Here is a 14,059-nt window from a genome sequence, read left to right on the forward strand (position 1 = left end):
GGAGCACGTAGTGCAGAACAATCTGCAGGTATCATAAGTTAATAAAAAAGCTAAATAATAAATTGAAAGGGGTGCGCCTTCCGGGTGTAGCCCTTTCATACAATAAATGCAGCTGTTCAGGACGCAAGGCAGTATAAAAGATCTGGATATCTGAGAAGCCGCCAATAAAACATCCCCATTTTGGAAAGGAATAGAATATGATCAAGATAGAATATAATAATAAGGAAATACTCGAAAATATAGACAGGATCGTCCGCAAGACAATGACAATGGATATGACATGGGACTGGCCGTGCGGAGTGGCATATTACGGAATAAGCAAGGCATACGAAGCCACAAAAAACGAAGAATACCTGACCATGCTCAAAAACTGGGTCGATGAGTATATTGAACTGGGACTTCCGTCATGGACTGTAAACACCTGTGCAATGGGACACTGCCTGATTACTCTCTATGAAGCTACAAATGATGAAAAATACTGGAATATCGTCATGAGCAAGGTGGATTACCTGAGGAACCATGCGCTACGTTTCGGAGACAGCGTGCTCCAGCATACCGTTTCGGTAAACAACGATTTCCCGGAACAGGCCTGGGCTGATACCCTGTTCATGGCTGCATATTTCCTGTTAAGGGTAGGCATAAAATTAAAGGACAAGGAAATGGTGGAGGACGCCCTGAATCAGTACTACTGGCATATCCGCTATCTCCAGGATCCGGTGACTTCCTTATGGTACCATGGATACAACAATATCCAGAAAGATCACATGTCAGGATTCTACTGGGCAAGAGCCAATGCATGGGCGGCATACACCATGTCACAGGCAAAAACGCTGATCAATTATCTGTACCCGATGTTCATGGAAATCGACTGTGCATTAAGAGACCAGCTTGCTGCACTGAAACTGCTTCAGACAGACAACGGACTCTGGCATACGATTCTGGACGACGAAGAATCCTATGAAGAGGTATCCGCGTCAGCAGGAATTGCAGCAGCCATGATCAGCAACAATAATCCGCTCCACACAAAATATATCAAAAAGTCACTCAAAGGAATTCTTGAAAACATCAGCGACGATGGAAGAGTCCTCAATGTATCGGGCGGAACTGCCGTCATGATAGACAGGGAAGGCTACAGAAAGGTTCCGAAAAACTGGATACAGGGATGGGGACAGGGACTTGCACTTGCATTCCTTGTGGAAGTGATGACTATGGACGGCACAGCAGTTGAGAAAACAACTGAAGAAAAAGATGTGAAAAGCATAAAGAAAGAGAAAAAACAGGAGGCATAATATGAATCAGGAAATAATCAGAGACAGCTTCACACTTCCGGGTGAAGAAGGATATGAGAAGCTGACGCTGGATATGGCAAAAAAATGGGGGGCTGATGTCATCAGGGACAGCGACGGAACAAAGCTTTCCGATGAGATTATAAACTCCGGCTATGGAATCTACTCTACGATCTGCCTGATACGTTCCGACAATCAGTGGGCAAAAGAAAACACGGATAAGCTCCAGCAGAACTTCCTGATGAGCTTTCCTGTCATGGCGGAAGACGACAGCCTCGAAATAGAGCCTTTAAAGGGATATTTCAGGGATCAGTTCAGACTGAATAAAAAAGATGATCCGAAAGAATTCTGGCAGGTATTTGACCGCACCAGCGGCAAGGAAGTACCGAAGGAAAAATGGATATTCAACGAAGAGAAGGAAACGGTATTCATTACAGGAATCACCCCGTGGCACAAATATACGGTCAATTTCCTTGCTGTAAGGCTTTGGGAAGAGATTTCCATGTACAATCATATAACCAACGACTGGGGCGACAAGGAAAGGCTCATGGCTGTAGAGCCGAGATATCCGGAGACCCGTGTCAATATCCTGAAATGGCTTGAAAACTGGTGCCTGGAACATGAGTCAACCACAGTTGTCAGGTTTACCTCCATGTTCTACAATTTCGCCTGGTTCTGGGGATCAGATGCAAAAAACCGATACCTGTTCAGCGACTGGGGTTCTTATGATTTCACTGTGAATCCGGTAGCGCTCCGGGAATTCGAAAAGACCTATGGCTACAAGATGACCTCAGAAGATTTTGTGAACCAGGGAAAATACAATGCCACCCACAATCCGCCTTCCAAAAAATACAGGGACTGGATGGAATTTGTAAACAGCTTCGTCATCGAACTTGGAAAAGAGTGTATCGACATGGTCCATAAGTATGGGAAAAAAGCTTATGTATTCTATGATGATAGCTGGATCGGCGTGGAACCCTACGGAAAAAGATTTCCTGAATTCGGGTTTGATGGTATAATCAAATGTGTGTTTAACGGATTCGAAGCCCGTCTGGGCGGCGGCGTACAGGGGGTAGACGTAAGGGAGCTGAGGCTTCATCCTTACCTTTTCCCGACTGGTCTGACTGGAGAACCAACATTTGCACCGGGAGGAAATCCTACACTGGATGCAAGCAGATTCTGGGTAAATGTAAGAAGAGCCCTTCTCAGGGTGCCTGTCGACAGGATCGGCCTTGGAGGATATCTGCATCTTGTTGAGCCTTTTCCGGACTTCTGCGATTATATCGAGAAGATTTCTGATGAATTCCGTCTGTTAAAAAGCTTCCATGAAGGAAAAGGGCCAAGGTCCATGTCAGGAAAAGTGGGAATTCTCACAGCCTGGGGATCACTCCGCTCATGGATCTGCAGCGGACATCTGCATGAACATCCGGAAGTGGATCTCACAAATGTGCTTGAGGCGCTCTCGGGACTTCCTTTTGAAGTGGAATTCCTGAGCTTTGATGACATCAGGGAAAATGGCGTTCCGGAAGATATCCGGGTAATCATCAATGCCGGATGCGCAGAGAGCGCATGGAATGGCAAGGACGAGTGGAAGGATGAAAAAGTTGTGGAGATCCTTACGAAATGGGTTGCCGGCGGAAACGGTTTTATCGGAATCAACGAACCAACAGCTGTGGATCACAGCAGCCAGTTCTTCCAGATGAGCCATATCCTTGGTGTAGATAAGGATCTGGGTAATAAAAAGTGCATGGGAAGATATCAGTTTGATGTGGAAGAGTCGCATTTTGTTACGGAAGATACGCCAGAACCTCAGATACCGGCGTGCGGCGATATTTTCGTACTCGATGGAAACACCAGGGTACTTGCGGCAGAAAAAGGCGCACCTACACTCACATCCAGAACATTCGGCACAGGCCGCGGCGTATATATGTCCGGTTTCCGTTTCAGTATTGAGAACACAAGACTGCTGACACGCGCCATCTGCCACGCAGGCAATATGGAAGAAGAGATGGGATCCGTGACAGGAGATAATATGTATACGGAAGTGGCTTATTATGAAGGAAAAGGAAAAGTTGTCATAATCAACAATTCCGGAGAACAGCAATCCGTAAACATCCAGATGAAGGATGGAAGTAAACTACAGGTTCATGTGGAACCTTATGATATAGAAATCAAAGAGATGCAGCAATAAGAGAAATAGAGGTAACTGTTCGGTAGTCCTGAATAGTTACAATATAGAAAGCAGATTACCAGGAGGAAAACGACGATGAAAAACACAAAGCAGTGGATTCTAAACAAGATATCGAAAATAAATATCAAGAATATCCCGTTTATGGTGGAACTATATATCGTCATCTTCCTGGTGCTTGCAATTCCCCTTGTTGCCACGACTTACATTGGTACCTCGGTTCTGATCAACTACTATCAGGATGAGATGGGTAAATTCGCAAACGACAGCCTGAGCGCTCTGAAAAAGAACAGCGAGCTGGTACTGGATAATTATGAGACTGGCATAATTAAATTAACCAAAAGCGAATATATATACAATATAAAAAATAGTACCAGCTATGATAAATTAAGGAGTTCCATGAGCAATTCAAAAGAGGCCATGGATGTTCTTGATCTTCTTGAGGATTATGCATACAGCGACCCCATGATCCAGTCCATATACATATATATCGAGGGGGCAGACTATGCCATCACTACCAATTATGGAATCGTGCCATTGGACGAGTGCAGGGATAAGGGAATCGTAGAAGAGTTCCAAAAAAGCAGCAGCTCAAAACTGACCCGCTGGGAACCAAGAAAGATTCCGACTTCCCAGAATACAAAAGATGCAATGGGCTACAACAACCAGGTCCTTTCCTATGTGTATCAGCTTAACAGCCTGACTACATCCGCAAGAGGAACCGTAGTTCTGAATATTAACGAGGACAGGTTCCATAAGCTGGTAAACAGCTCGGAGTTTGATAAAAGCTCAGAACTGCTGATTATGGATCAGGGCGGGGTAGTCGTATCCCATGAAAATAGTGAAAACTTCATGGATAATATCAAGGCAGCACCTTCCATCCAGCTGATACTGGGAAGAGAGGAACAGAGTGGTTACGTGATCCTGGAAAATATCATGTACTCCTATTCAAAGGATGCCAAAAATGACTGGATTTATATCTGTAAGCATGACAACAAACTGTTGATGGAAAAAATATACAGTACGCGGAACAGCAATGCGTTTATCAACCTGATCATAATGGTCATTGCGGTGCTGGTCTTCACCATTCTGACAAGGAGAATTTCAAGGCCTCTGAACAAGCTTATACAGAATGTGAAAAATAAAGAAGGCATGGAACTGGATAACTCCAGAAATGAGTGGTATCTTCTTGAGGAAGCCTTCAGGCAGATTACGACCCAGGAGGAACAGCTGAAAGCAGTTGTCAAAAGCAGTGAAAGCGGTATCAAGAAGCAGTATCTGACGGAAGTGCTGAAAGGCAACTATGAAAGTACCTATAACGGAATTGATCCTACTGTTTTTCCATATGACAATTTTGTGGTAATCATTTTGGCATTCGACCAGAAGGAAGAGTTCATCAGCCGGTATACTTCGGAGCAGAGATATTATTTCAGGGCGCTGCTTCTTTCCAAAGGGGAACAGATGACGGTCGACAATGGAGTGATCCAGGGCGTTATTTTTGAAAACAAAACCATTGCCCTTATTGTAAATATGAAATCTTTCGACTGCTCCATGACTCCGATGAATCTGAAAAAACAGCTGCGCGAGATCCAGAATGAGATGCTTAAGGTGACGGATAATTCCTTTTCTGTAGGGATGGGAGGATGCCATCACGGTCTGGAAGGGATTACGAAATCGCTGCTGGAAGCCCAGGAGGCACTGGAAAGAAAAATAGTGATAGGAAGAAAGAGCATCATTATCTGGAATTCCGGCATGGAAGAAAGCGGCAGCTATTACTATCCATACCAGAGCGAACGGCATATCATGAACTATATGAGCTCCAACAATCCGGAAAGGGTCGCAGATGAAATCAGAAGCCTGATCGCCGACATCAGAAGCCGGAGGGACATTTCAGCTTCCAATATCTATCAGATATTCAACCAGCTGGTCGGAACCACCATGCGGTATCTGGTGGAGACCCATTCGAACATCAACGAGATATTCGGAGATATGAATCATATATACAGAAAAATGGCCGCACTTGACACTCTGGAAGAGATGGAAAAATTCATTCTCAACCTGTATGAAAAGATTTTCAGCTATCTTGAAAAGAACCAGACGGATGAAACAAACCATATTAACAGGATTATTTCTTATATAAGAGAGAACTATAAAAGCGACATCAATTTTGAAGAGATGTCTGAGAAGATAGGAATCAGCTATTCTTATGCGAGGAAAATCATGAAAGAGGCTACCAATACAAGCCTGATCGATTATCTGAACAAGTTCAGAATTGAGGAGAGCAAAAATCTGATACGCCAGACAAACAAAGCCTTCTCTGAAATAGCGGTGAGTGTGGGCTACAATAATGTCCAGAGCTTCACCAGGTATTTCAAAAAATTCGAAGGAATTACCCCTAGCGAATATAAGGAAAAGAAAGACAATCAGTAAAACAGGAGGAAAAAATATGCTCACATTTGGAGTAAGAGCACATGATATGGATGAGGCACCTTTTGAGGAGCTGATCCGTAATATCAGTGAAAAGGGACTTGGGTGCATGCAGTTTGCACTTAAGAAATCAATATACGAATTCAGCGTGGAAAATGAGGCGCTGACACCGGGGCTGGCCATGATGATGAAGAAAATCCTTCATAAATATAACGTGGATATTGCTGTTCTGGGCTGCTATCTGAATCTCGCGACTCCCGATGAGGAGGAGCTTAAGAAGACGATGGATACCTACAAGGCTCAGATCAGGTTTGCAAAATATCTTGGCTGCGGCGTAGTGGGAACAGAGACAGGGGCTGTGAATAAAGAGTACAGGCCGGATCCGTTGAACCAGACGGAAGAAGCACTCGAAATCCTCATTAAGAATCTTGGGGAAATCGTGGCATATGCAGAAAAAGTTGGTGTTACGGTTGCAATCGAGCCGGTATACTGCCATATTGTCCATACAGTGGAAAAGGCCCGAAAAGTCCTTGACAGGATTGATTCCCCGAACCTTCAGATCATCCTTGATCCGGTCAACCTGCTCTCTCCGGAAAACCATGAAAAGCAGGATGAGATTATGAAAGAGGCCTTCGAGAAACTGGGTGAAAACATAATCGCAGTACATGCAAAGGATTTCAGGATTGAGGACAACAGCAAACTGGAAGTTTCAGCGGGAGAAGGAGATCTTAACTATCCTCTTTTATTATCCTGGCTGAAGGAGCATAAACCCTATATCCACATTCTGCTGGAAGATGTCAGGCCGGAGAAGCTTGACGTGGTCAGGGGATATATCGAGAAGAATTATGACAGTATTTAAATGAGGCGGGAGGCAGGTGATGCAATCACCTGCCTGTTTTTCTCTCATGGGACACGTCCCATGAGAGAAAACGCTCTGCGCAGGATGTGCGGTCGGGCTGAAGGTATTTGATTGACTAGCGCCAATCAGCCCTCCGCACTGCAAAGTGTCTTCGCCCTCAAGATCGAGGGCAACGGGAGGTGAAGTGGCGAAGCCACTTTGCCTTCTTACAGGACACGTCCCATGAGAGAAAACGTTCCGCGCAGGATGTGCAGTCGGGCTGATTGGAGGAAGAAAGTGTCTAAGGATATGACAAAGGGGATGCCGGCAAAGCTGATTTTGGGATTTGCAGGCCCCCTGATTTTAGGAAATATATTTCAGCAGTTTTACAATATGGCTGATGCCGTTATAGTGGGAAGGTTTGTCGGACAGGAGGCGCTGGCGGCTGTAGGTGCCACGGGTTCGACCACTTTTTTGCTGGTCGCACTGATGATGGGGCTGACAAACGGTGCGGGAATCATCATTTCCCAATATTATGGAGCAGAGGAATACGTCAATATGAGGAAGAGTATAATATCTCTGGCCTTTATCATACTTCTGCTGTCCATATTGACTTCGTTAACCGGAGTATTGGCGTCACGCCGGCTTCTGATGATTCTGAATACGCCGGAGAGCATCCTGGATGATGCAGTGCTGTACATGCGCATCCTATTTTCAGGTGTGTTCGGCATCGCCGCCTACAATATGTGCGGAGCCGTGCTAAGGAGCATCGGGGATTCGAAAACGCCACTGTATGCGTTGGTGCTCTCTTCAGCTATTAATGTGGGGCTCGACCTGCTGTTCGTGATTACATTCGGATGGGGCGTCGGCGGGGCTGCGGCTGCGACAGTGATATCACAGACGGCATCAGCTGTCTTCTGTATCGCAGTCATCAAAAAGAAGCACAAGGTCCTGCACCCGCAGAAGAATGAAATCCATATAGATGCGGGGCGGATCAGGATGATTTTCCGGATGGGACTGCCTACGGCCATGCAGAGCTCCCTCATTGCTTTAAGCAACATGAGCGTCCAGAGCCTGGTAAACGGATTCGGGGCTGTCACCCTTGCGGCATACACAGCCGCAGGAAAAATAGATTCCATAGCGATCCAGCTGGTGGTTTCCATCGGAATGGCCATGTCTGTCTATTCGGGCCAGAACGTAGGCGCCGGAAATTTTGACAGGGTCATAAAGGGGCTGAAACACACCCTGGCAATCATGGTAAGCGGATGTGTGCTTACGGCAGTTATGATCGTGCTTTTCAAGGAAAGCCTTCTGGGGCTTTTCCTGAGAGGAGATGAGGCATCGGCGGCGATTTCCATTGGTTCCGAATACCTGATCATCGTATCCGTGGCATATGTGATCGCGGGCATCATGCAGTCGTTTCTGAACCTCATAAGAGGTGCCGGAGATATGTCTGCATCCATATTTGCGGGCATAATCGAGCTTTCCGCAAGAGTCCTGTTTTCCTTCGTGCTGTCAGCGAAACTAGGATCCACAGGCCTATGGATTGCAATCCCGCTTTCGTGGGGATGCGCCTGCCTCTATACGATTTTCAGATATTCGACAGGAAAATGGAAAGAAAAAAGCGTTGTGGCTAAAGCGGCATAAAGCAGCCCGAACAGGGCGAATTTAGAAAATAATATGGAAAAATCGAAAGGAAAATGGGGATGTATACGAGCAGATACCAGTTTTTTTATGATGAGGAGCAGAAAGAGGCTGTCTTTGTGAAGGCAGATGATCTATATGATGATCAGAAAGGCTATGGGTTTCTTACAGAGCAAAACAGGAAGGAGCAGGAGCTCCTGCAGCTTCCGGAACTGAATACGGCCTTCGAACCGTGGTACTGGCTTGCAGGTCAGGAACTGACAGTGATAGGGGCCGATGAAAAGGGCTGTTTTCTGAAGAGTGAGGAATTGATTCCCCTGTCCTTCAAATGCAGGGTGCCGAAGCCGGGAAATTATGAAATCACCATTGGCGTTGACGGCGGAAACGAGGGAGTGAAGGATCTCATGATATTCACGGGACGCAGGAGGCTGATGGAAAGGGGAATAGACATCAGGCCTCACGAGATTTTTGAAGAATCCTTCACTGTCAACATCTGTGATATCATTCCGAGGGGAAAAGAGGAGGCTTATGAGGATAAGACGCTGGATGTGACCCTCATCGGAAAAAATCCAGGAATCAGCTTTCTTGAAATCCGGGAAGCAGATTGCCCGACCATATTCATCGGAGGAGACTCAACCCTAACGGACCAGACGGCAGCATATCCTTATTATCCGGAAGCCAGCTACTGTGGATGGGCACAGATGCTTCCGGTCTGGCTGAAAAGAGGCATCGCGGTATCCAACCATGCCCACTCCGGCCTTACCACGGAGAGCTTCAGGAATGAGGGACATTTTGACATCGTCAGGAAAAATATAAAAAAGGGCGACTACTTCCTGATGCAGTTCGGGCATAACGACCAGAAGCTTCCGCATCTGGCTGCATCCGGCGGGTATGCAGAGAACCTGAGGGCCTATGTGAAGGAAATCCAGAGCCTGGGGGCTTATCCGGTCATCATAACGCCGATTGCCAGAAACACATGGAAAGGAAGCGACGGCAGCTACAATGACCTGCTGGAAGAATTTGCAGCAGCCTGCAGGATGGTTGCAGAGGAGTTCGGGATACCCCTCCTTGACCTCCATGAAAAAAGCATAGCATTTATCAAAAGCATAGGATTAGAAGACGGAAAGAGATACTTTTTTCCGAAAGACTATACCCACAGCAACGACTTCGGTGCCTACCGGATGGCTGGATTTGTGGCAGAAGCCATGAAGGAAGTGAAGCTGACCTTCGCAGATGAATATGTGAAAGAAGCATGCGCAGAGTGGACGCCGCCATCAGTCATCCATATTCCGGTACCGCCGGCGGAATTCAGGGGCGCAGAGGCAGCTCTGCTTGAAGTCAGATTTACCGATATCGAAGACAGCCCGGAAAAGGAAGCCATTATGAGGCTGACAGAATCAGGGGTGATCCCCAACGATGACACTCTGTTCAGGCCGGAAGAAAAGATTACCCGTGCAGAAGCCCTCGCTTATATCATAAAAGCAGTATCTTTTGTACCTACCAATGTATACAACGACATGTATACGGATGTCATCGGCCATGAATGGTATGCAGGAACTGTGGAATGTGCATACCAGAATGACATCGTGGATCCGGCCCTGATCGAAGGCCGGGAGTTCAGACCGGAAAAGCATGTAACGGTGGAGGAACTGGTTTCTTTCTGTGTGAATGCTTATAAAAGCCGCAAAATGCTAAAGGAGATTCCGGAAAGCGCCTTGGAAAAAGAGGCTGCAGCATGGGCCAGACCATACATAAGGACAGCCAGTTATCTCGGATTCCTGAAAGGAAGCAGCCAGTTGGAAAGCTGCGTGACCAGAGAGGAAGCGGCGGCTATGATCGAAAGGCTGAGGGATAGCGTGTGACTATGAAGGGCGCAGTCCTGAAGAGTTATACATTTAGAATAGAGAAGAATAGCAAAGAGAAGAATAAATAAGAATAAATAGGAATAGAGAATACTAGAGAAGAGCAGAGTAGAGCAGAGAAGAGTAGAGTAGAGTAGAGTAGAATCTGGAAGAACAGGAGAAAAAATATGGGGAAATCTGTTTTAAAAGCACCGCTGTTTGCGGACCCGGTTTATGACGGGGCGGCAGATCCGGTGATTATCTGGAACCGTCAGGAAGAAAGCTGGTGGATCTTCTATACGAACCGCCGGGCAAACCAGCCGGGCGAGGGCGTTGCATTCGTGCATGGCACGGATATAGGAATCATAAGCTCCAAGGATGGCGGTGATACATGGGAATACCGCGGTACCGCACGGGGACTGGAGTTCGAGCCGGGGAGGAATACATTCTGGGCTCCGGAAATCCTTTTCGCAGACGGGAAGTACCATATGTACTGCAGTTACGTCAGAGGCATACCGAAGGACTGGAATGCAGGGCGGGACATCGTATATTACACAAGCGATGATCTGATGAACTGGTCCTGTGAAAAAGTAATCGAATTGTCGTCAGACAGGGTGATTGATGTCTGTATTTATGAAATCGAGAAGGGGTTCTGGAAAATGTGGTATAAGGACGAAGTCCACGAATGCCGTACCTATTCTGCTGTCAGCAGGAATCTGAAGGACTGGGAAGTCATTGGAGCGGAAATAACCGACAGGCCTCACGAGGGGCCGAATGTTTTTTCATTTGCCGGATGGAACTGGATGATTACGGATCCGTGGTGCGGTCTGGCTGTTTACAGGTCTGAAAACTTTTCGGACTGGGAATACAGCAGCCTGATCCTGGAAAAGCCGGGAACCCGCAGCCAGGATTCATACAGGGGCGGACATGCGGATGTCCTGGTCCATAATGGAAAAGCATATATTTTCTATTTTGTGCATCCCGGGCTTACGGATGAAATCTGTCAAAATCCCGACTATGTCTGGGAATATGAGCAGAAGAGGACAGTGCTCCAGGTGGCGGAACTGGAATTTGTGGATGGGAAACTGATCTGTAACAGGGATAAAGGCGTCGGGGCAGGTTTTTTACGGTTCACTATGTGATCAGTAACACTTAAGCGGATTTGTGCGATAATAGGTTTGAAAAAGAGCTGATTTCAAATAAAAGAAATCAGCTCTTTTTCTACTTGTTATTATTCCGATAAAAGAATATAACAAAATACAGATTGGAGGTATCTAATATGGAATATTTAACAACAATTGAGATGTCTGAAAAATGGAATATTACACCCAGAAGAATTGGGGTATTATGTTCAGAAGGGCGAATCGACGGAGCTATAAAAAAGGGAAAAACATGGTTGGGAATCAATGAATGATGAGGAACTTTTAAGAAGTGCAGGTCTTTACGGAACGGATCGTGCTACTGGAGAAAAGGGATACAATCTTGCCGCAGTTATGCTTCTTGGAAAAGATAATGTGATTAGGGATATCTGTCCAGCATATGAGACAGATGCACTTGTAAGAAAGATTAACGTAGACAGATATGATGACAGAGAAATAGTGAGAACTAATTTAATTGAAAAAAAACCATCGCATTCTCGTGACTTTAGTCGTGAGTTAGACGGAAAAATGACAACTGTTATATCTTTAAGTTTCTTTCATGCATAACGTATGGTATCATATATCTATGATAAAAACATCGGATTCACCCAAAGAAAACAAACTTACATATGGTCGTGGATATGTGTACTCATTACAATATCATATCGTGTGGTGTACAAAATACAGAAAAGCAGTTCTTTCCAACGGGATAGACGAACAATGCAAAGTCCTGCTTTCTAACATGTCTGAGAAATACCGTTTTAAGATTATAGCCATAGAAGTGATGCCTGACCATATTCACCTGCTGCTTGATTGCAGACCGCAATTTATGATTTCAGATATGGTAAAGATCTTCAAAGGGAACATAGCTAGGAGGCTGTTCCTTGATTATCCAGACCTGAAGAAACAATTATGGGGCGGACATTTATGGAATCCTTCCTATTGTGTAGTTACAGTAAGCGACAGGAGTAATGAGCAGGTCGCACACTATATCAATACACAAAAAAAAAAATAACAAAGACAAGGAGGCGCATCCAATGAACAAGGCATACAAATATCGCATCTATCCAAACAAAACCCAGGAACAGCAGTTAGCCAGAACCTTTGGATGCTGCCGTTTCGTCTACAATCAGATTCTTGCACTACAGGAGACAAATCACAAAAACAATATCAAACATATGTCAAAATTTGACATGAACAATTATTGTAACCATGTATTAAAGGCTGAATATCCATTTTTAAAAGAAGTTGATAAATTTGCCGTCACAAATGCCATTTACTTCCTGGAGACAGGCTACCAGAGATTCTTTCAAAAACAGGGTGGTTATCCCAAATTTAAGAATAAGCATCGCAGCAGGAAAAGCTATACAACGAATTTTACGAACAACAATATCGAGGTTCTCGAGCATGAAATCAAACTTCCTAAACTAGGCAAAGTAAAAGCAGTCATTCATCGTGTGGCACCCAGTGGATACCATTTAAAATCAGCTACAGTATCCCAGGAGCGTGATGGAAGCTTCTATTGTTCTGTGCTTTACGAATATGAAGCAGTTATTATGCCAGTTGCAGTCAAGGAAATAATCGGCTTAGACTATAAATCAGATGGATTATATGTATCTTCTGATGAAAAAGTTTGTGGCAGTCCAAAATATTCCCGTAAAGCTGCCAAAAAGCTTGCAAAAGCACAGCGCAGATTAAAACATATGCAAATGCATAGTTCAAACTATAATAAACAACAGCAAAAGGTAGCCAGGATTCACCGGCATATAAGCAACCAGCGCAAAGATTTCCTTCATAAGAAAAGTACGGAGATAGCCAATCTGTATGATCTGGTGTGTGTGGAAAATCTGAACATGAAGAGCATGTCAAATAAAGGCTTTGGCAATGGAAAAGCCACTCTGGACAATGGATATGGTATGCTTTTAAACATGCTGGATTATAAACTTGCAGATCGCGGAAGACAACTGATCAGAGTCGGCAAATGGTATGCAAGCAGTCAGATATGCAGCTGTTGTGGTGAGGTCAATAAAATGACCTTATCTGACAGAAAGTATCAATGCTCATGCGGGAACCGAATGGACAGAGACCTTAATGCAGCTATAAATATTAAAAATGAGGGCTATCGGCTTTACCGAGAAATAGTAGCTTAAAATCAATATTTAGTAGGGTAGGAATTACCCGAACTTAACGCTTGTGGAGTCAGCATAAGACCTGCTTCTGCAGAGGCATTTGACGTTGAAACAAGAAGCTCGTGACTTTAGTCGTGAGTAATTCACAGTTACGATCAATTAATGGATTTTGCAAGAAAACATCTGCCAGATAAATTTTTCTTGGAAGGAACAGAACGTAAGAATCTTAGAAATATTATTACAAGAGAAATGATTGGAAACACTTTGATTCATAGAGAATTTACAAGTGCGTATACAGCTAAATTTGTTATTGAGAAAAATAGAATGTATACGGAAAATGCAAGTCGTTCATCAGGAGACGGAGTGATTACGCCTGAGAATATGGAACCTAATCCAAAGAATCCAATTATTGCTTCATTCTTTAGAAATATTGGATGGTCTGATAGATTGGGATCTGGAGTAAGAAATCTGTTTAAGTAGTGTCTGCTGAGCAGACCTGAAACCATTGATTTTACTGATTTTCTCGACGTTTTATGATAAAATATATGCAAGGGTTTTTGATTTGCT

Annotated in this window: 12 protein-coding genes; all 12 read left to right on the top strand. The window is 44.7% G+C overall.

Features of this window, described 5'->3' with window-relative positions; all coding sequences use genetic code 11:
* Positions 1-197: 197 nt before the first annotated feature.
* On the top strand, positions 198-1,289 hold the full coding sequence (locus BJR36_RS12975; RefSeq protein WP_091235078.1) for a glycoside hydrolase family 88/105 protein: 1,092 nt from the start codon (positions 198-200) through the stop codon (positions 1,287-1,289).
* A gap of 1 nt (position 1,290) precedes the next feature.
* Entirely contained in the window at positions 1,291-3,477 is a 2,187-nt protein-coding gene (gnpA, locus tag BJR36_RS12980) for a 1,3-beta-galactosyl-N-acetylhexosamine phosphorylase (protein ID WP_091235080.1), read from the top strand.
* A 75-nt stretch (positions 3,478-3,552) separates the two neighbouring features.
* On the top strand, positions 3,553-5,904 hold the full coding sequence (locus tag BJR36_RS12985; RefSeq protein WP_091235081.1) for a helix-turn-helix domain-containing protein: 2,352 nt from the start codon (positions 3,553-3,555) through the stop codon (positions 5,902-5,904).
* Between the two features lie 16 nt (positions 5,905-5,920).
* Positions 5,921-6,760, top strand: coding sequence for a sugar phosphate isomerase/epimerase family protein (locus BJR36_RS12990; protein ID WP_091235083.1), 840 nt, complete (start codon positions 5,921-5,923; stop codon positions 6,758-6,760).
* 276 nt (positions 6,761-7,036) lie between these two features.
* Entirely contained in the window at positions 7,037-8,386 is a 1,350-nt protein-coding gene (locus tag BJR36_RS12995) for an MATE family efflux transporter (RefSeq protein ID WP_169823692.1), read from the top strand.
* 59 nt (positions 8,387-8,445) lie between these two features.
* Positions 8,446-10,245, top strand: a complete 1,800-nt coding sequence (locus BJR36_RS13000) for an S-layer homology domain-containing protein (RefSeq protein ID WP_169823693.1) — start codon at positions 8,446-8,448, stop codon at positions 10,243-10,245.
* 167 nt (positions 10,246-10,412) lie between these two features.
* Positions 10,413-11,366: a glycoside hydrolase family protein gene (locus BJR36_RS13005; RefSeq protein WP_091235087.1), complete on the top strand. Its 954-nt coding sequence runs from the start codon at positions 10,413-10,415 to the stop codon at positions 11,364-11,366.
* A 137-nt stretch (positions 11,367-11,503) separates the two neighbouring features.
* Positions 11,504-11,638 (top strand): helix-turn-helix domain-containing protein, encoded by a 135-nt coding sequence (locus BJR36_RS13010; protein WP_091235089.1) that lies wholly within the window; start codon positions 11,504-11,506, stop codon positions 11,636-11,638.
* A complete protein-coding gene (locus BJR36_RS13015) occupies positions 11,631-11,930 on the top strand; it encodes a hypothetical protein (protein WP_242875569.1) in 300 nt (99 codons plus the stop codon). The genes BJR36_RS13010 and BJR36_RS13015 overlap by 8 nt, the downstream gene beginning before the upstream one ends.
* Positions 11,931-11,949: 19 nt before the next feature.
* On the top strand, positions 11,950-12,378 hold the full coding sequence (gene tnpA / locus BJR36_RS13020; RefSeq protein ID WP_091235100.1) for an IS200/IS605 family transposase: 429 nt from the start codon (positions 11,950-11,952) through the stop codon (positions 12,376-12,378).
* 22 nt (positions 12,379-12,400) lie between these two features.
* A complete protein-coding gene (locus BJR36_RS13025; protein ID WP_091235091.1) occupies positions 12,401-13,513 on the top strand; it encodes an RNA-guided endonuclease TnpB family protein in 1,113 nt (370 codons plus the stop codon).
* Between the two features lie 141 nt (positions 13,514-13,654).
* Complete coding sequence (locus tag BJR36_RS13030; protein WP_242875571.1) at positions 13,655-13,972, top strand: putative DNA binding domain-containing protein; 318 nt, start codon at positions 13,655-13,657, stop codon at positions 13,970-13,972.
* Positions 13,973-14,059 lie beyond the last annotated feature (87 nt).

The organism is Anaerobium acetethylicum, from assembly GCF_900096945.1.
Taxonomy (GTDB): domain Bacteria; phylum Bacillota; class Clostridia; order Lachnospirales; family Lachnospiraceae; genus Anaerobium; species Anaerobium acetethylicum.